Below are 21,209 nucleotides of genomic sequence, written 5' to 3' on the forward strand. Positions count from 1 at the left end.
GGCAGATCGCGGTGGCTTACTTCATCCGGCGGCTGCCGGGCGGGCAGCGGTAGGCGGTTGCGCGCGCTGAGGGGCCCGTGGCGCGGTTTTCCGGCGCTGGGGGTGGTTCCGGCCGCGCGGAGAGTCTTCGCTCGCTCTGGCGGCGATTCCGTGGCGGGTCGCCGCCGGTGGCCGTCCTGGTTGTTGTTCCGGGCGGCGGGTGTCCGCACACGCGTGGCCGAGGAGTGCCTTCGGTCTGCGGCGGCGGATCATGGTGCTACGACCGGGTTTCCGGTGTTTTCGCCCGCCTGGCGGTCGGTGCCGGCGGGCGGGTGGGGAACGAGCGGATCAGATGACGACGCCGCGCGCGGCCAGCCAGGGCCGGGGGTCGATCTTCTTGGTGCCGTTCAGCCACACCTCGAAGTGCAGGTGCGGGCCGGTGCTCTGGCCGCGGTTGCCGATCTCGGCGATCTGCTGGCCGCACTTGACCTTCTGTCCCGCCTTGACGGAGAAGCTGTTCATGTGGCCGTAGACCTGGATCGTGCCGTCGTCGAGCTGGATCTTGACCCAGAGGCCGAAGCCACTGGCCGGGCCGGCCTCGATCACGGTGCCGTCGGAGGCGGCGTAGATCGGGGTGCCGATCGAGTTGGCGATGTCGATGCCGAGGTGGCTCGTGCCCCACCGGGCACCGAAGCCCGAGGTGAAGGTGCCGTGCGCGGGCAGGCAGGTCTTGGGGCGAGCGGCTTCTTCGGCGGCCTTCTTGGCGGCGTCGGCTTCGCGCTGCTCACGGGCCTGGGTGATGGAGGCGCTGTCGGCGAGCTTGGCGGCCTCGGCGGAGGCGTCGACGGCGTGGCCGGTCGGCAGGAGCTCGGGGGCACCCCCGGAGCCCGCACCTCCCGCGGTCAGCGAAGCGCTGGCGTCCTGGCTGTTGGCCAGCGGCGTGACGGCGGTGTTGGAGTCGGTGACTGTCTTGAGGGTCGAACCCGCAGCAGCGGCGGCGAACGCACCAGCCGCAACAGCGGCAACCACGACACGGCCGCGAAGGGCCGAAGAGGGCGGGGCGATGCGGTGCGCACCCCGGACACGGACGACCGCGCCTTCGAGCGCGTCCTTCAGTGCCGGGGAAGGAGCTTGGCCGCCGGGGGAGCGGTGTGAAGCCAAGACAGGGCCTTCCATCGTCGGGGAGCCGGGTCGAGGACTGCGGGCGGGGGAACCCGGTGAGCCAACCTCGGGGGTGGTTTGCTCGGCGTCCTACTTCGTGACCTGACTGTAATGGGGACCCCGGGACAGTAACGAAGGGGTACCGCTGTCGGCAAGATGTGCCCCCGCTGTCGGCCGAACGGGTGGAGGCGGCAGAGCGTTCACCTGTGGAAATCACCCAAAGTTAGACCCTGTTTACGGCGTTCGGTGTGACTTGCCTTACAGGCTTGCGCGCCTTCCGAGAGCCTCGAAAGGCCGTCTCCCGGTCTTGGCGGCGCCCGGAGACCGGAATAAAGGTTTGCGAGAGGAGGTTGAAGCGCATTCGACGACTCGCGCCCCGGCGACGCTCCCCGGAGGTCCGGGCCTTGCTAGCGTCGCGGGCAATATGCCCCCACGCGCAGAGCCTCCCCCCGGAAGCACCCCCGAACCCCGCCTGGACCCCCAAGCGCGAGGATCGGCCAATCCGGCCCGGCCGGAAGCCGACGCCCCATCCCCGGCCACCACCCCCGAGGCGGCCGCGAGCCCCGCGGCGGGCTCGGCGGACACCGGTCGCTCTGCGGAGGGGCATGGTGAGCCCCTGACGGAGCCGTTCACCAGCCAGACGGGGCAGAAGCCGGGCGGGCCCTCGGAGCCCGAGACCACCCCGGGAGAGCGCGGCGGCGAAGCGGGCTCTGCGGGCCGGTCGGCCGAGCCGCCCACCGAGCCGTTCACGAGCAGCCGAGCCGGGCAGGAATCCGCCGAGCTCTCGCGGCCCGCCCCCGGCGCGCGCGGCGGTGAAGCCGGTTCTGCGGGCCGGCCGGCCGAGCCGCCCACCGAGCCGTTCCCCGGCAGCCGAGCCGGGCAGGAGACCGCCGCGCGAACCGCCGCCACCGGCTCGACCGAGCCCTCGAGCCCCGGCCGAGCCGCGCAAGCATCCCCAAAGCCCCCGCAGCCCACCACCCCCCGCGGCTCCGCGACCGGCAAGCAACCCGCCACCCCCCGCGGCTCCGCGACCGGCAAGCAACCCGCCACCCCCAGCGGCTCCGCGACCGGCAAGCAACCCGCCACCCCCAGCGCCTCCGCGACCGGCAAGCAACCCGCCACCCCGCGAAGCGCCGCGACCACCGAACCCCCCACCTGGGCCGACGACACCGCGAACCTCACCCCCGCCCTCACCCTCGCCGGACTGGGCGCCGTCGCCCTCGCCGCGGCCGCCTTCGTCCCCGTCTCTCCCGCCGCCGGTCCCGGGTTCACCAGCTGGCCCTGGCTGGCCCTGCTCGCGCTCGGCCCCGTCGCCGCCGCCGTGTGGTTTGCCGGCAAACGGCCCGCGCTCGGTGGGGGGCTGCTCCTCGGGCTCGCCGCCCTCGCTCCCGGGCGGCTGGTCCTCGACCTCCAGTTCGCCGTCAACGGCCCCCTCACCATCCGGCCCGAGCTCTACCTGCCGGACCGGTTCCTCGGCAGCTCGTCCGTCGGCGCCGGGTTCTGGCTGCTCGTCGCCGGGCACCTGCTCACCGGGGCCGCCGGGGTTGCCGCCTGGCGGGCCCTCCGGAGTCACGACGAACCCGAACGACGGCGCTGGCGGCTGCTCGTCCCGCTGCTCGCCGTCGTCGCCGGGGCCGGGCTGCTCACCGCTCCCGTCCACTCCGACACCGGCTTCCTGCTCGCCCGCGCCGCTTTCGAAGGGCCGTGGCCCGCCCTCGGCGGCTACCTCCTCCTCGCCGCCGCGCTGCCGCTGGCCGCCGCGCTCGCGCTCGCCGCTCCGGCCGAACACGTTGCGCGCGGTGCGCTCGGCGGGCTGGCCGCCGCGGCCTTCGGGGTGGCCGCGCCGCCCGTTCTCGCCGGGCTCTTCCGGGACGACCTGCACGTCACCTGGGGACCCGTCCTCACCCTCCTGGCGACGGCCGGCATCGCCGGACTCGCGGCCACCCGGCTGACCGAAGCCACCGAAAGCACCGAGAAGACCGACCTCGCCGGCACGGCGAAACTGCCCAGCCTCTTCTGGTGGCGGCTCACCACCGGCCTGCTCGGCCTCGCCACCACACTCGCCGCGCTCATCGGCGCCTTCGCCCCGCAGGTCGCCGTCACCGCGCTCAACCCGGGCGCCGTCACGCCGGTCAGCGCCGCCGCCGACAGCCCCGCCCGGTGGTTCCTCCTCGTCGCCGCCGTCGTGCTCGCCGTTCCCGCCGCCGGGGTGCTCGTCCCGCGGACCGCCGCCGTCGCGCGGCCGGTGCTCGGCGTCGCCTGGGCCGGGATCGTGCTCGCCGGCACCGCCGTCCTCAACACCGCGCTGACCGCCACCCAGGCCGGCAACCTCGCCGGCTTCGGGGGCACTGCCGCGCCCGTCTTCACCTACGACCTGGGCGCCGGTGCCGCCGGGACGTTCGTCGCGCTCGTGCTCGCCGTTCTCGCCGCGCTCGCCGCCGCCGGCACCGGGGTCGTCGAACGCGAGGACGCCGGGGAGGACGCCGGCCGCGGCAACGTCCTCGCTCCCGCCGTGGCCGGCGCGATCCTGGCCGTCGCCGCGTTCGGGCTGCCCGTCTTCGCCGTTCCCGGCTACGCCGCCGCCGGCCTCTGGTCGCGCTTCGACACCCCGTCGTGGGGCCTGCTGACCGCCGCCGCGGTCGTCGTCGGCGCGGCCGCGCTCGCGACGCGGTCCCGGCCGAAGCCGGCCGCCGCGCTGCTCGCCGGGGCCGCCCTGCTCACCGCGCTGCACGCCGCCGAACTGCCGCTCGTCGGCGGCTCGCTGGGCGGCGCGAGCCCGGCCACCGGGTTCTGGGTCGCGCTCGCCGCCACGGCCGCGCTGCTGGTCGCCGCCGGCCTGGCCGTCGCCGGGGGACGCCGTGCGCCGTGAGCGCCTCCGGGTGCTGCTCGTGGAATTCACCAAGCCCGACCCGGCCGCCGTCGCGCTGGCCCGCGTCCTGCGCGACGACGGCGTGGAAGTCGTCCACGCCGGCCTGCTGGACACGCTCGAGCAGCTCCGGAGCACCGCCGAACAGGAAGACCCGGACGCGGTCGGCGTGCTCGGCGCCGCGCCGCCCGGAGACCTCGAAGCCGTGCTCGGCGACGTCCCCGTCTTCACGGCCGCGACCGCCGGGGAGGTGGTGAAACGGCTTGCCGGTGGGCGGTCTCACACCGGTGAAGCACCGTCTGACCGCGCACGGTGACCGACTTCACCAGGTGCGGAGTCCCCTGCGTCTGCGCAGGTCGCTAACCTCGACTGGTCCGACAGCGCGGTCCGGAAACGGACCACCACAGTGGCGTGTCGTCAGGAGACTGGAGTAGTGGACCTCTACGAGTACCAGGCGAGGGATCTCTTCGCCGCCCACGGAGTACCGGTTCTGCCGGGTGCCGTGGCTAGCACCCCCGAAGAAGCCAAGACCGCCGCGGAGCAGATCGGCAACCAGGTCGTCGTCAAGGCGCAGGTGAAGGTCGGCGGCCGCGGGAAGGCGGGCGGCGTCAAGCTGGCCCAGACGCCGGACGAGGCGAAGGAGAAGGCGGAAGCCATCCTCGGCCTCGACATCAAGGGCCACATCACGCGTCGCGTGCTGGTGGCCGAAGCCTCGGACATCGCGTCCGAGTACTACTTCTCCTTCCTGCTGGACCGCGCGAACCGCACGTTCCTGGCGATGGCGTCCGCCGAGGGCGGCATGGAGATCGAGCAGCTCGCGGTCGAACGCCCCGACGCGCTCGCGAAGATCCCCGTCGACGCGATCGCCGGTGTCGACAAGGCGAAGGCGCTCGAGATCCTGAAGGCCGGCAACTTCCCGGCCGAGATCATCGACGAAGCCGCCGACGTCGTGGTGAAGCTCTGGGAGACCTTCGTCTCCGAGGACGCCACCCTGGTCGAGGTCAACCCGCTGGTCCGCGACCCGCAGGACAAGATCATCGCCCTCGACGGCAAGGTCACCCTCGACGAGAACGCGGACTTCCGCCAGCCGGGCCACGAGGCCCTGGTGGACAAGGACGCGGAGAACCCGCTCGAGGCGAAGGCCAAGGCCAAGAACCTCAACTACGTCAAGCTCGACGGCCAGGTCGGCATCATCGGCAACGGCGCGGGCCTCGTCATGTCCACTTTGGACGTCGTGGCGTACGCGGGCGAGAAGCACGGCGGCGTGAAGCCGGCGAACTTCCTCGACATCGGCGGCGGCGCGTCGGCGGAGGTCATGGCGGCCGGGCTGGACGTCATCCTCAACGACACCGACGTGAAGAGCGTCTTCGTCAACGTCTTCGGCGGCATCACCGCCTGCGACGCGGTGGCGAACGGCATCGTCGAGGCCCTGAAGATCCTGGGCGACGAGGCCACCAAGCCGCTGGTCGTCCGCCTGGACGGCAACAACGTCGTCGAGGGTCGCCAGATCCTGGCCGACGCGAACCACCCGCTGGTCACCGTGGTGGACACAATGGACAACGCGGCCGACAAGGCTGCCGAGCTCGCCGCGGCAGGTGCGTGAGATGTCGATCTTCCTGAACGAGAACAGCAAGGTCATCGTCCAGGGGCTCACCGGCTCCGAGGGCATGAAGCACGCCACCAAGATGCTGAAGTCCGGCACGAACATCGTGGGTGGCGTCAACGCCCGCAAGGCCGGCCAGACCGTCACCATCGAGGGCAAGGACCTCAAGGTCTTCGGCACCGTCGAAGAGGCGATCAAGGAGACCGGCGCCGACGTGTCGGTCATCTTCGTGCCGCCGAAGTTCGCCAAGGACGCGGTCATCGAGGCGATCGACGCCGAGATCCCGCTCGCCGTGGTGATCACCGAGGGCATCCCGGTGCACGACTCGGCCTACTTCTGGGCCCACGCCGTCGCCAAGGGCAACACGACCCGGATCATCGGCCCGAACTGCCCCGGCGTGATCAGCCCGGGCAAGTCGAACGCCGGCATCATCCCGGCCGACATCACCGGCCCCGGCTCGATCGGCCTCGTGTCGAAGTCCGGCACGCTGACCTACCAGATGATGTACGAGCTGCGGGACATCGGTTTCTCGACCGCGGTCGGCATCGGCGGTGACCCGATCATCGGCACCACGCACATCGACGCCCTCGAGGCGTTTGAGGCCGACCCCGAGACCAAGGTCATCGTGATGATCGGCGAGATCGGCGGCGACGCCGAAGAGCGCGCCGCGGCGTACATCAAGGAGAACGTGACGAAGCCGGTCGTCGGCTACGTCGCGGGCTTCACCGCGCCCGAGGGCAAGACCATGGGCCACGCCGGCGCCATCGTGTCGGGCTCCTCCGGCACGGCCGCCGCGAAGAAGGAGGCCCTCGAGGCCGCCGGCGTCAAGGTCGGCAAGACCCCGAGCGAGACCGCCGTCCTCGCGCGTGAGCTGTACAACAGCCTCGGCTGAGGTTGCGGCGTAACTCCTGGTGAGGCCGGGCACCCCGCGGGGGTGTCCGGCCTTTCCGCGTTCGGCACGAAACCGCGCGGGGTATTCACACGTCTGGTGGGCTGGTGGCCCCGGAGTGCGCTAGCGTTCTGCGCACACAAGCCGCCTCGTCTTCTTCCGGGCGCCCGCGCGCGCCCGGAGTGCCGGTCGAACCGACAGGAGTGCATCCGATGACCTTCCCCAGCGGTGGGCCCGGCTACCCCCAGCAGGGTGGCGGCCAGCAGCCCCCCGGACCGCCGTCCAGTGGCTTCCCGGCGCAGCAGCAGCCGCCGCACTCGCACCAGGCGTCGGCCGGCGGGCCGGGCCTGGCGCAGAACCTGCCGCTGCTGCTCGCCCTGGTCGTCGCCGGGCTCGGCGTCGTGCAGTACTTCCTCGGCTTCTCCGACACCGGCGACGTCGGCCTCGGCGGGGTGTTCCTGCTGGGCGGCGGCCTGCTCGCCGCGATGCAGCTGCTGCCGAAGGGCCCGAAGACGCTGCCGTTCGCGGCGCTGTTCAGCGTTCTCGGCGCGCTCGGTGTCCTCGACACGCTGATCGGGATGCAGACTTCGCCCGGCATCGTCACCGTCATCCTGATCCTGGGGATCCTGCAGATGCTCGTCGCGGTCGGCGCGCTGCTGATCGAGCAGGACGTCATCAAGCCGCCGGCGCCGAAGCCCGCCGCGCCGTCCTACAGCGGCCAGTACGGTCAGCCCGGCCAGCAGGGCCAGCAGCAGTTCGGCCAGCCGGGCCAGCCGGGCCAGCCGGGCCAGCCCGGTCAGCCGGGTCAGCAGTTCGGCCAGCCGGGCCACGGGCCGGGGCCGGTCGCTCCGACCGGGGAGCCGTCGGCGCCGTTCTCGCAGGGCCAGTACGGCTCGCCGAACCCGCCGTCGACCACGCCGCCGCCGGGGCAGCAGGCCACGACGTACGCCCCGCAGCAGGGCCAGTTCTTCCAGCAGCCGCCGCCGGAGAACCCGGGCACGCCGCCCGGCGGCTTCGGCAAGTCGAACTGACGTAGTCGTCGAACAGAACACCCGCTGTGACCCTCCGTGTCACAGCGGGTGTTCTGCGTCCGGGGTGACCCGGTCGGGTGAGCCGCGCCATCCGGCGGCGGCGTGGCTCACCCGGACGGAGCAGCGCGGATGTCAGGGTGCGGATCATGGAGCTGCTCACCGACGACCCCCACCCGCCGGGTGAAACGGTGGGCGACCCCGGCCCCGAACCGGCGGCGGCCTCCCGGGTGCGCGTGCTGCTCGCCTCAGCCTTCAGCCCGCTCGTCACCGGTTACGCCGCGGTCGCGACCGTGCTGGCCCTGGTCGCCCTCACCGCCGGCCGCACCGCCTTCTCCGGCACCGGCGTGCTGCTGGCCGCCGGGCCCGGCTGGCTCGCCGCGCACCAGGTGCGCCTCGGCATCGGCGGCCACCCGCTCGGCGTGCTGCCGCTGCTGCCGACGCTGGGCGTGCTCGCACTGGCCGCGCGGACGGCGTCCGGCGCCGCCCGCCGCCTCGGCTGCCGGTCGTTCGGCGACGCGGTGCCCGTGCTGATCGCGATCAGCGGCGCGCACGCCGTGTTCGGGCTGGTCATCGCCCTGTGCGCGCAGGGCTCACCGGTGACCGCGAACCCCTTGGTGGCTTTCGCCGTGCCCGGTCTGCTCGCCGCCGCGGCCGCCGGCGCGGGCATCACCCGGTCGTGTGGGCTGCCGGACGTCGTCGCCGACCGCCTCGACCCGCTCGCACTGCGCGGGCTGCGGGCCGGCGCGCTGGGCCTGGCCGTCCTGGCTGCCTGCGGGGCCGCCGTGTTCACCGTCGCCACCGGGCTGTCGTGGCCGGCGGTGGCCGGCACGTACGAACCCGGCCTGGGCACGAGCGCCGGGCTCTTCCTGCTCTCGCTGCTGTACCTGCCGAACGCCGTGACGGCCGCGATGTCCTTCGTCACCGGGCCCGGCTTTTCGATCGGGCCGCTGACCGTCGGCGTGTTCGGCTACCGCGGTGGCGCCGTGCCCGCCGTCCCGCTGCTCGGCGGCCTGCCGGAGCACCACGCGGCGTGGTGGCCGGCGCTGCTGGTCCTGCCCGCGGCGACCGGGGCGCTGGTCGGCTGGTCGCTGCGCAGGGTGGCCGCCGACCCGGCGCAGCGCATCCGCGCGGTGGCGGTGGCCGGCGCCGTCGTCGCGCTGGGCTGCGTCCTGCTGGGCACCCTGGCCGGCGGCCGGCTCGGCGACGGGCCGTTCGACCCGGTGAGCGTCCCCGTCGGCGTCGCCTCGGTCGTCGCGTTCTGCTGGATCGTCATCCCGGGATCGTTCGTCGCGTTCTTCGCGGGCGAGCACGAGCCGCCCGCGCCGCCGCCGGAAGCGCTCGAGGACAACGAAGCCTTCCAGGACGCCGAAGCCGTCGACGCCGAAGAAGCGTCCGAAGCCGTCGAGGAGCTCGAAGCGTCCGAAGCGTCCGAAGAGGACGAAGCAGAACCCGACGAGGACGCGGAGTTCGAAGCCGAGGCCGACGCCGAGCTCGGCCTCGAAGAACCCGCGGAAGAAGCCCCGGAACCGGACGAGGCTGTGACCGGAGGCACCGAGACCTGCGGCGACGTCGAGCCGGGCGAGGGCGACCGTTAGGGTTTACGTGACCTGGTGAAGCGCCGTGCGCCCGGCTGCGCACCGCCCGCGGCAAGGAGCCCGCTCTGTCTCAACGGTTGGAGCTGCCCACCCCGGTGAAGCTCGTCGTGCTCGCGTCGGGCTCCGGCACCCTCCTGCAGGCGGTGCTGGACGCCACCGGGCGGTCCGGATTCCCGGCCAAGGTCGTCGCCGTCGGCGCCGACCGCACCGGCATCGAAGCGCTCACCCGCGCCGAGCGGCTGAGCATCCCGTCGTTCACCGTCCGCGTCGCCGACCACCCCGACCGCGCGGCGTGGGACAAGGCGCTCACCGAGGCCGTCGCCGCGTACCGGCCCGACCTGGTCGTCTCCGCCGGGTTCATGAAGATCCTCGGCGAGCAGTTCCTCGGCCGGTTCACGGTGATCAACACGCACCCCGCGCTGCTCCCGTCCTTCCCCGGGATGCACGCGGTCCGCGACGCGCTCGAAGCCGGCGTCAAGGTCACCGGCTCGACCGTGCACTTCGCGGACGCCGGGGTCGACACCGGGCCGATCATCGCCCAGGAAGCCGTCGTCGTGGAGAGCGACGACACCGAAGACGTCCTGCACGAACGGATCAAAGCCGTCGAACGCAGGCTGCTGGTGGAAACGATCGAGCGACTCGGCCGCGGCGGCTGCGCCGTGGACGGACGAAAGGTGACATTTCGTGAGCACTGACCTGGGACGGCGCCCGGTCCGCCGGGCGCTGATCGGCGTCTCGGACAAGGCGGGCCTCCTGGACCTCGCGACCGGCCTGCACGCGGCCGGCGTCGAGATCGTCTCGACCGGCGGCACGGCGAAGGCCATCGCCGACGCCGGCGTCCCGGTCACGCCGGTCGAGCAGGTCACCGGGTTCCCGGAGTCGCTGGACGGCCGGGTGAAGACGCTGCACCCGCGCGTGCACGCCGGGCTGCTGGCCGACCAGGGCAACCCCGACCACGTCGAGCAGCTGCGCACGCTGGACATCGCGGCGTTCGACCTGCTGGTCGTGAACCTCTACCCGTTCGCGCGGACCGTCGCCTCCGGCGCGAGCTTCGAGGACTGCGTCGAGAACATCGACATCGGCGGCCCGGCCATGGTCCGCGCGGCGGCGAAGAACCACGGCAGCGTCGCGGTCGTCGTCGACCCGGCCCGCTACGGCTGGGTGCTCGAGCGCGTCGCCGGCGGCGGCTTCGAGTTCGAAGACCGCAAGCGCCTCGCCGCGCAGGCGTACGCGCACACGGCGGCGTACGACACGGCCGTCGCTTCGTGGTTCGCCAGCGCGTACGCCCCCGACCAGGACACTGTCGACGCCGGTTTCCCGGACTTCCTCGGCGCCACCTGGGAACGCGCCGACGTCCTGCGCTACGGCGAGAACCCGCACCAGAAGGCCGCGCTGTACAAGAGCCAGAACCCTGGCCTGGCGCACGCCGAGCAGCTGCACGGCAAGGCCATGTCCTACAACAACTACGTCGACACCGACGCCGCCCGCCGCGCCGCGTTCGACTTCACCGAGCCCGCCGTCGCGATCATCAAGCACGCCAACCCGTGCGGCATCGCGATCGGCGCCGACATCGCCGAGGCACACCGCAAGGCCCACGCGTGCGACCCGGTTTCGGCCTACGGCGGCGTCATCGCGACGAACCGGCCGGTCAGCCGCGAGGCCGCCGAGCAGATCGCCGAGGTCTTCACCGAGGTCGTGCTGGCCCCGGACTTCGACGCCGAAGCGCTGGAAATCCTGCAGCGCAAGAAGAACATCCGCCTGCTGAAGCTGCCCGCGGCCCCGGCGTTCCCGGTCGAATTCCGCCCGATCTCCGGTGGCGTCCTGCTGCAGACGGTCGACGCGATCGACGCCTCCGGTGACGACCCGGCGAACTGGACGCTCGCCACCGGCGCCGCGGCCGACGAGCAGACCCTGCGCGACCTCGAGTTCGCGTGGCGCTCGCTGCGCGCGGTCAAGTCCAACGCCATCCTGCTGGCCGCCGACGGCGCGACCGTCGGCGTCGGCATGGGCCAGGTCAACCGGGTCGACTCGTCGCGCCTCGCGGTCGCCCGGGCGGGTGACCGCGCCAAGGGCTCGGTCGGCGCGTCGGACGCGTTCTTCCCGTTCCCGGACGGCCTGGAAGTGCTGGTCGAGGCGGGTGTGCGCGCGATCGTGCAGCCCGGCGGCTCGGTCCGCGACGCCGAGGTCATCGCGGCCGCGGAGAAGGCGGGCGTCACCATGTACCTGACGGGGACGCGCCACTTCGCGCACTAAACCGCGCTTCGAGAGGGAGGGCTCGATGCAGCAACCGCCGTACGGCCAAGGTCAGCAGGGGTACCCGGGCTATCCGCAGCAGCAGCCCGGGTATCCGCCTGGGTATCCCCAGCAGCCGGGATATCCGCCGCCCGGATACCCGCCCGCCGGGTACGGGGCGCCGGTGCCACCGCCGAAGAAGAAGCGGACCGGGCTGATCCTCGGCATCGTCGGCGGCGTCGTCGTACTGCTCGGCGCGGGCATCCCGCTGGGCATCTTCGCGAGCGACTACTTCGCGAGCACCGGCGCGGCACCGTCGTCGTCGCCGGTGCCCGCCGAGTGCCAGGTCCCGGCGCCGGTGCTGGAGAAGGCGGGCTTCCCGAGCTTCGTCCAGGCCGGCCAGGGCACCCAGGACCTGCCGGGCCTCAAGCAGCAGGGCTGCAGCTGGAAGCCGGGGCCGGGCGAGAACGTCCGCGACGCCACCATGCACGTCCAGATCACCCGGTACTCCGGGGAAAGCGCGCGCCGGCAGGCGAACGACCTCTTCACGCCGAAGGCGCCGGAGATCCCGCCGACGGAGGTCCGCGGCATCGGTGACAAGGCGCTGCTGGTCCGGCTCGCCACGAAGAGCGCGTTCAGCGGGTCCGAGCTGCACGTCCTGAAGGGCACGACCGTCGTCATCCTCGACATCTCGGGCTGGGACAAGGGGTTCTTCTCGAACTCGCCGATGCCGCAGGAGGAGACCGACGCCGCCGTGCAGGCGGTCGGCGCGGAGATCGTCAAGAAGCTGCCGCGCTAGGCGGGCGCGGGCAGCGCCTTGCACAGCGCGACCGGGAACTTCGGCTCGGCCGCCCGGATGTCCGCGCACCCGGCGGACCGCGTCCGCGCGAACGACGTCCACCCCGCGTCGCTCCAGCGGAAAGCGGTGCGGGCCGGCGGGTCGGCCTGCTGCTGCGGGAAGTCGAGGACCAGCCAGCCCGGGTCGCAGGCGCGGGTGGTGCCCGGGCCCACGGCAGCGGCGGCGGACGCCGCGGCACCGATCCACGCGGGAGCGCAGTGGTCGGCGGGCGGGGCGCAGGTGCCCTGGTGGTCGCAGTGGCCCCAGCCCGCGCCGAGCTTGTGCCAGGCGTTGCCGATGTCGGCGTTGAGGATGACCGTGCGGTCCGCGATCGGGTCCGCCGTCGTCAGCCGTAGTTCCGCGGGCACCTTGTCCTGGCAGCCGCCCGCCGCGGACCGGGTCGAGTAGACGACGTCGGCGCGGATCTCGGTCTTCGCCTCCACGACCTGTTCGACCCGCGGTTCCCGGACGCAGCCGGGATCCTTGCCGGGCAGCGAGACCTGCACGAACAGGCTGTGGTCGTCCGCGCCGGGGCGGATGCCGGTGACGTCGGCGCGGAACGAGCGCCACTGCGCGCCGACGGTCGTCGGCGCCGGGGCCGCGGCGGTGGCGCCGGAAACCCCGCAGGCCGTCGCCGTGCCCACCGCCACGAGCACGACCCCCAGGATCAGCCGTCTCCGCGGTTCGGTCATCGCCACCCCCAAGTCCACGGGGGAATCTAGCCGACGCCGCAGCGTCAGGCGGCCGGACCGGGTTTTTCGCGCAGGGTGACGTCCTTCTCCAGGCAAACCGCGCCACGGATGTGGCCGCCGGCGGCGGGTGCGGCGGTGAGCCGGTAGCCGGCCCGCTGGTAGAGCGCGATGTTGCGGGCACTGCGCGCCCCGGTGAAGAGAGCGAACCGGCGGGCTTCGGCGGGAGCCTGCGCTTCGGCGTGGGCGAGCAGCAGCCGGCCGTACCCGCGCCCGGCGAGGTCCGGCGCGACCATCAGCCTGCCGAGCTCCCACCGGTCCCCGTCCAGCCGGGCACGCACGGCGCCGACGAGGCGGTGGTCCTGCCGCAGCACCCACACCGACCACGTCTTGGTCCAGTCGCGCACGTCTTCGAGGGTTTCGCGCAGGGCGGGGATGTCGAGGGTGTCGTTGAGGACGGCCTCCTGGACCCAGCAGCAGCGTTGCAGGACCAGCAGTTCCGGGACGTCTTCGGGGCGGGCGTCGGTGAGCTCCACGCGGTCTGTCTAGTGATCGGCTGCCGTGCGGGCAACTTCATTACCGTGGTGGTGTGCCGAGTGCCGCTCTCGACGCGCCCGGGTTCGCCGCACTGCCGTCCCGCGGCGGACAAGGTGTGGAAGGGAAAGCGGGTGCCCGAGCTGGAGCAGCGGGTCGCCGAGCGGCTCGGCGGGCCGCCGTGGGAGACGTTCCTGGCCCTCGACGACGAGCTCGAGCGCATCGCTTCCGGCGCCGACGCGCGGCTGGCTTTCCAGGCCGCGTACCCCACTAGTGGGTGACTTGACACCTTCTGCGGTTCACGGTTGACTGGACTACGTCGAACAGATGTTCGACGTGATACCGCCGCCTTCCCCGCGGCGGACCAGTGCCGTCGGTCGCGTTTTGGGAGAGGCCCGACCGCCGGCCCAGTCCGTGGTGGGGAGGTGCGTGCGGTGACCGCTGTGGTGGAGCCGCCGGTGGCCCTGCTGGCGGCCCTGCCCGGGGTCAGCACGGCGAGCCGGGTGGCGTCGCGAGCGTCGCAGGCCGGGCGGGCCCGGGTGCTTCCGGTCGTCCCGGCGCTGGCCGGGCTGCTGCCCGACACCGGGCTCCGGCGCGGGAGCACGGTGGCGGTCCACGGGGGAACCTCGGTGCTGCTCGCCCTCCTCGCCGCGGCCACGGCGGCGGGTTCCTGGGCGGCGGCGGTCGGCATGCCCTCCCTGGGCGTCGCGGCGGCGGCCGAGTACGGCGTGGACGTCACCCGCCTGGCCCTGGTCCCGCACCCGGGAGTCGAGCTCCCGGCGGTGGCGGCGGCGCTGCTGGACGGCGTGGACCTGGTGGCCCTCCAACCGGAGACGCTGCAGCCCGCGGTGGCGCGCCGGCTGTCGGCCCGGGCCCGGCACCGCGGCGCGGTGCTGCTGTCCGCGGGCGCTTGGCCCGGGGCGGACGTGGAGCTTTCGTGCCGTCGTGGGCCCTGGTCCGGCCCTGCCGACGGATACGGACACCTCGAGTCCCGCCAGGTCGAGATCCGAGCCCACGGCCGCGGCGCGGCGGCCCGCCCGGCCTCGGTTGCGCTGCACCTCCCGTCCGCGGACGGCACGGTGACCAGCGTGGTCCCGTCGCCCTCGCTGCGCGAGGCCACCGCATGAACACCCACCCCCGCCCACCCCACCCGCGCAACCCCACTAATCCCGCGTGTGGCCCCGCCAATCACGCGAGATGCCCCTCCAATCACGCGAGATGCCTCCCCAATCACGCGAGATGCCTCCCCAATCACGCGAGATGCCTCCCCAATCACGCGAGATGCCTCCCCAATCACGCGAGATGCCCCTCCAATCACGCGTGTGGCCTCGCCAATCACGCGAGATCCGCGCCCAATCACGCCAGTTACGGCTCCAATCACGCGAGTTCGGGTCCTGATCACGTGGGATCGGTCCTTGGCCACGCGAGCCGACCGGCCACGGACGCCGGCCGAGCCGCCGGGTGCGGGAGCCGACCGCTTGGGTGCGTTGGCCGACGCTTCGGATACGCGGGCCGACCGTTTGGGTGCGCGGGCCGACCGCTTGGGTGCGTTGGCCGACGCTTCGGGTACGCGAGCCGACCACTTGGGCACGCGGGCCGACCGCCTGGGCGCACCGGCCAACCCGCCGGGTACGCGAGCCAGGTACCCCGGCACGCGGGCCGACTCCACCACCTCCGCCCGCGTCGCCCGCGCGGCCGGGTCCGGGAGGCCTCATGACCGTCCCCACCCAACGCGGCACCCCCGCCACCCCCACCCGCATGCTGGTCCTCTGGTGCCCGGACTGGCCCGCCGTCTCCGCGGCTGCCGTCAACCACCTTGCCGCCGACCACCCCGTTGGTGTCTTCACCGCCAACCGGGTCGTGGCCTGCAATGCCGTCGCCCGGCGGGGTGGTGTCCGGCGGGGGATGCGGCGGCGGGACGCCCAGTCGAACTGTCCCGAACTCGCCGTCTTCGCGGCCGACGACGGGCGGGACGCCCGGCTGTTCGAAGACGTCGCGCGTGCCGTCGAAGGGCTTGTTGTCGGGGTCGAGGTCGTGCGGCCCGGGCTCGTCGCCGTTCCCGTCGATGGGGCCGCCCGGTACTTCGGCGGGGAACACGCGCTCGTCGAACGGCTCCTCGACCAGGTCTCCGCCGCGGCCGGGGTCGAATGCCAGGTCGGAATTGCCGACGGCCTCTTCGCCGCGACGCTCGCCGCGCGCCTTGGCACCTTCGTCGAACCCGGGCGGGCCGCCGACTTCCTCGCGCCGCTTCCGGTCACCGAGCTCGACCAGCCCGGTGCCGAGCGCGCGGAGCTCGTCGACCTGCTGCGCCGGCTCGGGCTGAAGACGCTCGGCGCCTTCGCCGCCCTGCCGGAACGCGACGTCGCCAACCGCTTCGGTGCCGCCGGGCTGCTCGCCCACCGGCTGGCGCGCGGCCACTCCGAACGGCCGCCGCTGCGCCGCCGTCCGCCTCCCGATCTTGCCCTCGCCGAGGAGTTCGACCCCGTCGTCGAACGCGTCGACGTCGCCGCCTTCCTGGCCAAGGACCTCGCGACGCGGTTCTGCGCGGCCCTCGCCGGGCACGGCCTCGCCTGCACCCGGCTCGGCATCTACGCCGTCACCGAAGAAGGCGAACACCTCGGCCGGGCGTGGCGGTGCGCGGAACCGCTGACGCCCGCCGGCGTCGCCGATCGCGTGCGCTGGCAGTTCGAGGGCTGGCTGCGGGCCGCGTCCGGGCAGCGGCCGACCTCCGGCGTCGTGCGGCTGCGGCTCGAACCCGAAGAGGTCGTCGAAGGGCGGTCACTGCAGCTCGACCTCTGGCGCAACGGCGGCAAAGGCGGCTCCGGCGGCTCCGGCGACGAAGACGAGCGCGCGGCCCGCGCGTTCGTGCGGGTCCAAGGACTGCTCGGGCCCGAAGGCGTGCTCACCCCGGTGCTCGACGGCGGCCGCGACCCCGCGGGCCGAGTCCGGCTGGTGCCGTGGGGTGACCCGCGCGAGCGGACGACGCCGCCGGACGCGACCTGGCCGGGGCGGCTGCCGTCCCCGTCGCCCGCGACGGTCCTCGCCCGGCCGGTGCCGGCGCAGGTCTTCGACGACGACGGCCGCGCCGTCGGGGTCACCGCCCGCGACCGGATGACGTCGCCCCCGCGCCGGCTGAGCATCGCGGGCGGCGCGGGCCGGGAGGTCGTCGCCTGGGCGGGCCCGTGGCCACTGGCGGGCGACCGCCGGCAGCCGGGGCCACGACGGGCGCGCCTGCAGCTGGTGCTGGCCGGCGAAGGCGACGAGCCGCCCGAAGCGGTGCTGGTGCACTGCGCGGGTACGGAAAATCCACTGTGGACGGTCGAGGGAGTGTACGACTGAGCATGGACGAGAACTACGCACGACGGCTGCGGAACTGGCTGCGCGCTGAACCCGGCGGCACGTCGGAAGAGCGCGAGTGGCTGCGCGGGATTCCCGAGCCGGCCTCGGACGAGCCGGCGGATACGCCCGACCGGTGGACGGTGCGGGGGCAGCTGCCGGAGGAACACGACTGGGTCTGCCCGGTGATCACGCTGCCGGTCCCGCGCCCGTCCCGGGAAAACGGCTGCCGCGTCAGCGGAATCGAACTCAGCTGGGAGGCAGCGAGCCCGATGACCGACGCCGAGGCCCGGTCCCGCTGGAACCACCCCACCAACTGGCACCGCCGCCGCGCCGCCGAGGAACAACGCCGGCGAGACGAGCCCGGGAGCCGCTGAATGGGCTGGAACAACCCACCCGTCCGCTGGAAGGACCTCGCCCGGACCCTCGCCGGCGGCGTCCCCCCGGGCGACCACGGTGACAGCCCCGCCTGGGCCCGGCGCCGCGAGGGCTACCAACGGCCCGGCGACCTCCCCACCCGGCGCAACGACGACGGCGCCGAAACCGTCCGCGTCCCCTACGCCGAGCTGCACTGCCACTCCAACTTCAGCTTCCTCGACGGCGCCAGCCACCCCGAAGAGCTCGTCGAAGAGGCCGCGCGCCTCCAGCTCGACGCCATCGCCCTCACCGACCACGACGGCATGTACGGCGTCGTCCGCTTCGCCGAGGCCGCCCGGGAACTCGGCGTCGACACCGTCTTCGGCACCGAACTCAGCTTCGGCCTCCAGGGGCCGCAAAACGGCGTTCCCGACCCGGAAGGCGAGCACCTCCTGCTGCTCGCCCGCGGCGACCAGGGCTACCGGGCCCTCTGCCGCGCCATCACCGCCGGCCAGATCCACCACCAGGCCGAAAAAGGACGGCCGATCTACGACCTCGGCGCGGTCGCCGAGGAGGTCGCCGGGCAGTGCGTGGTGCTGACGGGCTGCCGCAAAGGCGCGGTGCGCTCGGCCCTCGTCACGCACGGCCCGGCGGCCGCGGCGGAAAAACTCAAAGAACTGACCGACCGCTTCGGCCACGACAACGTCTACGTCGAGCTCACCGACCACCGCCAGCCCCTCGACAGCACCCACAACGATCTCCTGACGCAGCTCGCCGGCGAACTGAAGCTCCCGACCGTCGCCACCACCGCCGCCCACTACGCCCGGCCCGAACGCGCCTCGCTCGCCGACGCCCTCGCCGCGATCCGGGCGCGGCGGGGGATCGACGAGCTCGAGGGCTGGCTGCCCGCCGCCGGCACGGCCTTCCTGCGCAGCGGCGCCGAAATGGACGTCCTGTTCCGGCGCTACCCCGGCGCGGTCCGGCGCAGTGCCCTGCTGGGCATGGAATGCGCTTTCCCGCTGAAGCTGATCGCGCCCGAGCTGCCGCCCTTCGACGTCCCCGAGGGCTACACCGAGACGACCTACCTGCGGAAGCTCACCGAAGAAGGCGCGCAGGAGCGCTTCAAAGGCAAGCCGCACGAAGAAAAGGCGAATAAGCAGATCGAGCACGAGCTCGCCATCATCGAAGAGCTCGGCTTCCCCGGCTACTTCCTGATCGTCTGGGACATCGTCCGGTTCTGCAACGACAACAACATCCTCTGCCAGGGCCGCGGCTCGGCCGCCAACTCCGCCGTCTGCTACGCGCTCGGCATCACGAAGGTCGACTCCGTCGCCTACGAACTGCTCTTCGAGCGCTTCCTCGCCCCGGACCGCGACGGCTACCCCGACATCGACCTCGACATCGAGTCCGACCGCCGCGAGGAGGCCATCCAGTACGTCTTCCGGAAACACGGCAGGCTGCGGACCGCCCAGGTCGCGAACGTGATCACCTACCGCGCCCGCTCGGCCGTCCGCGACGCCGCGCGGGCACTGGGCTACTCGCCGGGCCAGCAGGACGCCTGGAGCAAGCAGATCGACCCCTGGGGTTCCTTGCAGAGCAACGAAAAGAACCACGACCACGACATCCCGGACGACGTCGTGCAGCTCGCCTTCGCGCTCGAGGACTTCCCGCGCCACCTGGGCATCCACTCCGGCGGCATGGTCATGTGCGCCGAGCCGGTGAGCCAGGTCGTCCCGGTCGAGTGGGCGCGGATGGCCGACCGCAGCGTGATCCAGTGGGAAAAGGAGGACTGCGCCGCCGCCGGGCTGGTCAAGTTCGACCTGCTCGGCCTCGGCATGCTCTCGGCGCTGCACTACATGATCGACCTCGTCGCCGAGCACAAGGGCAAGAAGGTCGACCTGGCCGAGCTCGACCTCGCCGACCAGAAGATCTACGACATGCTCTGCCGCGCCGACGCGATCGGCGTCTTCCAGGTGGAAAGCCGCGCCCAGCTGGCGACGCTGCCGCGGCTGCAACCGCGCGAGTTCTACGACCTCGCCGTCGAGGTCGCGCTCATCCGGCCCGGCCCGATCCAGGGCGGCTCGGTGCACCCGTACATCCGCCGCAAGCAGGGCCGCGAAGAGTGGAGCTACGACCACCCGCTGCTGGAAAAGGCGCTGCACAAGACCAAGGGCGTGCCGCTGTTCCAGGAGCAGATGATGCAGATCGCGCTGGACGTCGCCAGCTTCACGGCGGCGGAAGCCGACCAGTTGCGGCACGCGATGGGCTCGAAGCGCTCGGACCGGAAGATGGAGCGGCTGCGGCAGCGGTTCCTCGCGGGTGCCGCCGCGAACGGCGTCGACGACGAGCTCGCGCAGAAGATCTTCCTGAAGCTCAAGGCGTTCGCGAACTTCGGCTTCCCCGAGAGCCACGCGCTGAGCTTCGCGCACCTCGTCTTTTCGAGCGCCTACTTCAAGTTCTACCACCCGGACGCGTTCCTGGCGGGCCTGCTGCGCGCGCAGCCGATGGGCTTCTACTCCCCGCAGTCACTGGTCGCCGACGCGCGGCGCCACGGCGTCACCGTGCACGGCCCGGACATCAACCGCAGCCTGCCGCACGCCACGCTGGAGGCGGGCACCGGGGAGTTCCACGACGTGCGCACCGGGCTGAGCACTGTGCGCAAGATCGGTGAAGACCTCGCGAAGCGGATCGTGGCCGAGCGGGCGGACAACGGCGAGTACCGCGACACGGCCGACGTCGCCCGCCGCGTCCGGCTCACCACACCCCAGCTCGAAGCGCTCGCCACGGCCGGGGCGTTCGCCGGTTTCGGCGGGGATCGCCGTCAGGCGCTGTGGATCGCGGGCGCGGTCGCGGGCGAACGCCCGGAGAAGCTGCCCGGCCTGGTCGGCGCGCCGGCGCCGGTGCTGCCCGGGATGGACGGGCTCGACGTCGCGGCGGCGGACGTCTGGGCCACCGGGGTGTCGCCGGACAGCTACCCGACCCAGTTCATCCGCGACCGCCTCGACGAGCTCGGCGTCGTCCCGGCGAGCGGCCTGGCCGAACTCGACGACGGCGCGCGCGTGCTGATCGGCGGCGCGGTCACGCACCGGCAGCGCCCGGCGACCGCGGGCGGCGTCACCTTCCTCAACATCGAGGACGAAACGGGGATGGTCAACGTGATCTGCACGCTCGGCCTCTGGCAGCGCTACCACCGGGTCGCGCGCGGCAGCCCGGCGCTGCTGATCCGCGGGGTGGTGGAGAAGGCCGACGGCGTGGTCAGCGTCCTCGCCCACCGCGTCGAGCCGCTGCCGATGCGCATCAAGGCGAAGTCGCGGGACTTCCGGTGAGGGGCCGCCGGGCGATCGTGACGATCTCGGGGCTGGTGCCGGTCACCGGCGAGCGGTCCCAGTAGCCGTACTGCTCGTCGACGACCAGCCCGGTTTCTTCGACGAACGCGTTCAGCGACGGGACGTCGAGGAAGCGCAGGGTGCTCTCGCTGTAGCGCGGCGCGTCCCAGTCCGGGCTTTCGTACGTCGTCGTGAAGCTGACGTACCCGTTCTCGAACGGCCCGGCGTCGTTCCACGAGCGGATGTTCCCGGCTGTCCAGACGTGGTGCGGTGTCCAGCGCTCCCAGCCGCGGGCGGCGGGGTTGCGCGTCTCGAAGCCGAACCGGCCGCCGGGCCGCAGCGCGCGGTGCACGGCCGAGAACGCCGTGCGCAGCTCCTCGTCGGTCAGCAGCACCTGGAACGCGTGCCCGGTCATCACCGCGAGGTCGAACTCGCCGTCCCAGGACGCGGTCGACAGGTCGCCGCGCACCCACTCGATGTCGTCCCGGCGGCGGGCCTGGACGAGCATGCCCTCGGCCGGGTCGAGCCCGACGAGCCGTCCGGTGTGGCCGGACTCGCGCGCCCAGTGCAGCAGCGAGCCGGTGCCGCAGCCGACGTCCAGCACGGACTCCGCGGCCATGATCATCGGCAGGTAGAACTCGAAGTCCCCGGCGGTTTCGCGCGGGTTGAGGGCGTCGTACAGCGAGGCGAGGCCGGCGTCGGCGTAGTGCTCGTCGGGCATGGCGTCAGCCTAGTGATCGGCAACGGACAAATGCTGACCTATTTCGGTCGTA

Annotated in this window: 18 protein-coding genes; 14 read left to right on the forward strand and 4 right to left on the reverse strand. The window is 73.0% G+C overall.

Going from position 1 to position 21,209, the window contains the following annotated elements; genetic code table 11:
• Positions 1 to 327: 327 nt before the first annotated feature.
• Positions 328 to 1,008 carry a M23 family metallopeptidase gene (locus I4Q55_RS13165; RefSeq protein ID WP_206787831.1) on the reverse strand — a complete coding sequence of 227 codons (681 nt, stop codon included), beginning with the start codon at positions 1,006 to 1,008 and terminating at the stop codon, positions 328 to 330.
• A 556-nt stretch (positions 1,009 to 1,564) separates the two neighbouring features.
• On the opposite strand from I4Q55_RS13165, the gene I4Q55_RS13170 reads away from it, so the two are divergent.
• The 9 genes from I4Q55_RS13170 to I4Q55_RS13210 all read left to right on the forward strand — a co-directional run bounded on the left by I4Q55_RS13170 (position 1,565) and on the right by I4Q55_RS13210 (position 12,155).
• Positions 1,565 to 4,009, forward strand: coding sequence for a hypothetical protein (locus I4Q55_RS13170; RefSeq protein ID WP_242545882.1), 2,445 nt, complete (start codon positions 1,565 to 1,567; stop codon positions 4,007 to 4,009).
• Positions 3,999 to 4,322: a hypothetical protein gene (locus I4Q55_RS13175; protein ID WP_206787833.1), complete on the forward strand. Its 324-nt coding sequence runs from the start codon at positions 3,999 to 4,001 to the stop codon at positions 4,320 to 4,322. Before I4Q55_RS13170 ends, I4Q55_RS13175 begins: the two co-directional genes overlap by 11 nt.
• Positions 4,323 to 4,439: 117 nt before the next feature.
• On the forward strand, positions 4,440 to 5,609 hold the full coding sequence (gene sucC / locus I4Q55_RS13180) for an ADP-forming succinate--CoA ligase subunit beta (protein WP_206787835.1): 1,170 nt from the start codon (positions 4,440 to 4,442) through the stop codon (positions 5,607 to 5,609).
• Position 5,610: 1 nt separating this feature from the next.
• Positions 5,611 to 6,501 carry a succinate--CoA ligase subunit alpha gene (sucD, locus tag I4Q55_RS13185; protein ID WP_206787837.1) on the forward strand — a complete coding sequence of 297 codons (891 nt, stop codon included), beginning with the start codon at positions 5,611 to 5,613 and terminating at the stop codon, positions 6,499 to 6,501.
• Between the two features lie 209 nt (positions 6,502 to 6,710).
• On the forward strand, positions 6,711 to 7,529 hold the full coding sequence (locus I4Q55_RS13190) for a DUF5336 domain-containing protein (protein WP_206787839.1): 819 nt from the start codon (positions 6,711 to 6,713) through the stop codon (positions 7,527 to 7,529).
• 137 nt (positions 7,530 to 7,666) lie between these two features.
• Positions 7,667 to 9,124, forward strand: coding sequence for a DUF6350 family protein (locus I4Q55_RS13195; RefSeq protein ID WP_206787841.1), 1,458 nt, complete (start codon positions 7,667 to 7,669; stop codon positions 9,122 to 9,124).
• A 77-nt stretch (positions 9,125 to 9,201) separates the two neighbouring features.
• A complete protein-coding gene (gene purN / locus I4Q55_RS13200) occupies positions 9,202 to 9,819 on the forward strand; it encodes a phosphoribosylglycinamide formyltransferase (protein ID WP_206787843.1) in 618 nt (205 codons plus the stop codon).
• Positions 9,809 to 11,377, forward strand: coding sequence for a bifunctional phosphoribosylaminoimidazolecarboxamide formyltransferase/IMP cyclohydrolase (purH, locus tag I4Q55_RS13205; protein ID WP_206787845.1), 1,569 nt, complete (start codon positions 9,809 to 9,811; stop codon positions 11,375 to 11,377). The genes purN and purH overlap by 11 nt, the downstream gene beginning before the upstream one ends.
• A 25-nt stretch (positions 11,378 to 11,402) precedes the next feature.
• Positions 11,403 to 12,155: a hypothetical protein gene (locus tag I4Q55_RS13210; protein ID WP_206787847.1), complete on the forward strand. Its 753-nt coding sequence runs from the start codon at positions 11,403 to 11,405 to the stop codon at positions 12,153 to 12,155.
• On the opposite strand, the gene I4Q55_RS13215 is transcribed toward I4Q55_RS13210, so the two are convergent.
• Together I4Q55_RS13215 and I4Q55_RS13220 are read right to left on the reverse strand one after the other, a co-directional pair.
• Positions 12,152 to 12,886, reverse strand: coding sequence for a hypothetical protein (locus tag I4Q55_RS13215; protein ID WP_242545884.1), 735 nt, complete (start codon positions 12,884 to 12,886; stop codon positions 12,152 to 12,154). The genes I4Q55_RS13210 and I4Q55_RS13215 overlap by 4 nt on opposite strands.
• Positions 12,887 to 12,930: 44 nt before the next feature.
• A complete protein-coding gene (locus I4Q55_RS13220) occupies positions 12,931 to 13,419 on the reverse strand; it encodes a GNAT family N-acetyltransferase (protein WP_206787849.1) in 489 nt (162 codons plus the stop codon).
• A 60-nt stretch (positions 13,420 to 13,479) separates the two neighbouring features.
• On the opposite strand from I4Q55_RS13220, the gene I4Q55_RS13225 reads away from it, so the two are divergent.
• The 5 genes from I4Q55_RS13225 to I4Q55_RS13245 all read left to right on the forward strand — a co-directional run bounded on the left by I4Q55_RS13225 (position 13,480) and on the right by I4Q55_RS13245 (position 20,436).
• The gene (locus I4Q55_RS13225) at positions 13,480 to 13,698 is read left to right on the forward strand and encodes a hypothetical protein (RefSeq protein WP_242545885.1); all 219 of its coding nucleotides are present in this window, start codon (positions 13,480 to 13,482) and stop codon (positions 13,696 to 13,698) included.
• Between the two features lie 153 nt (positions 13,699 to 13,851).
• Positions 13,852 to 14,544 (forward strand): hypothetical protein, encoded by a 693-nt coding sequence (locus I4Q55_RS13230; RefSeq protein WP_206787851.1) that lies wholly within the window; start codon positions 13,852 to 13,854, stop codon positions 14,542 to 14,544.
• Between the two features lie 631 nt (positions 14,545 to 15,175).
• Complete coding sequence (locus I4Q55_RS13235) at positions 15,176 to 16,756, forward strand: DNA polymerase Y family protein (RefSeq protein ID WP_206788101.1); 1,581 nt, start codon at positions 15,176 to 15,178, stop codon at positions 16,754 to 16,756.
• A gap of 2 nt (positions 16,757 to 16,758) precedes the next feature.
• Positions 16,759 to 17,130 (forward strand): hypothetical protein, encoded by a 372-nt coding sequence (locus I4Q55_RS13240; protein ID WP_206787854.1) that lies wholly within the window; start codon positions 16,759 to 16,761, stop codon positions 17,128 to 17,130.
• On the forward strand, positions 17,131 to 20,436 hold the full coding sequence (locus tag I4Q55_RS13245) for an error-prone DNA polymerase (protein ID WP_206787856.1): 3,306 nt from the start codon (positions 17,131 to 17,133) through the stop codon (positions 20,434 to 20,436).
• Here I4Q55_RS13245 and I4Q55_RS13250 read toward each other — a convergent pair.
• Complete coding sequence (locus I4Q55_RS13250; protein WP_206787858.1) at positions 20,408 to 21,157, reverse strand: class I SAM-dependent methyltransferase; 750 nt, start codon at positions 21,155 to 21,157, stop codon at positions 20,408 to 20,410. The two genes, I4Q55_RS13245 and I4Q55_RS13250, sit on opposite strands and share 29 nt — an antisense overlap.
• Between the last annotated feature and the right edge of the window lie 52 nt (positions 21,158 to 21,209).

It is taken from the genome of Amycolatopsis sp. MtRt-6, assembly GCF_017308975.1.
GTDB lineage: Bacteria > Actinomycetota > Actinomycetes > Mycobacteriales > Pseudonocardiaceae > Amycolatopsis.

Coding starts and splice junctions, on each gene's coding strand:
- sucD (WP_206787837.1), top strand. CDS start 5,611: ATGTCGATCTTCCTGAACGAGAACAGCAAGGTCATCGTCCAGGGGCTC.
- I4Q55_RS13250 (WP_206787858.1), bottom strand. CDS start 21,157: ATGCCCGACGAGCACTACGCCGACGCCGGCCTCGCCTCGCTGTACGAC.
- I4Q55_RS13240 (WP_206787854.1), top strand. CDS start 16,759: ATGGACGAGAACTACGCACGACGGCTGCGGAACTGGCTGCGCGCTGAA.
- I4Q55_RS13235 (WP_206788101.1), top strand. CDS start 15,176: ATGCTGGTCCTCTGGTGCCCGGACTGGCCCGCCGTCTCCGCGGCTGCC.
- I4Q55_RS13210 (WP_206787847.1), top strand. CDS start 11,403: ATGCAGCAACCGCCGTACGGCCAAGGTCAGCAGGGGTACCCGGGCTAT.
- I4Q55_RS13215 (WP_242545884.1), bottom strand. CDS start 12,886: ATGACCGAACCGCGGAGACGGCTGATCCTGGGGGTCGTGCTCGTGGCG.
- I4Q55_RS13245 (WP_206787856.1), top strand. CDS start 17,131: ATGGGCTGGAACAACCCACCCGTCCGCTGGAAGGACCTCGCCCGGACC.
- I4Q55_RS13190 (WP_206787839.1), top strand. CDS start 6,711: ATGACCTTCCCCAGCGGTGGGCCCGGCTACCCCCAGCAGGGTGGCGGC.
- I4Q55_RS13170 (WP_242545882.1), top strand. CDS start 1,565: ATGCCCCCACGCGCAGAGCCTCCCCCCGGAAGCACCCCCGAACCCCGC.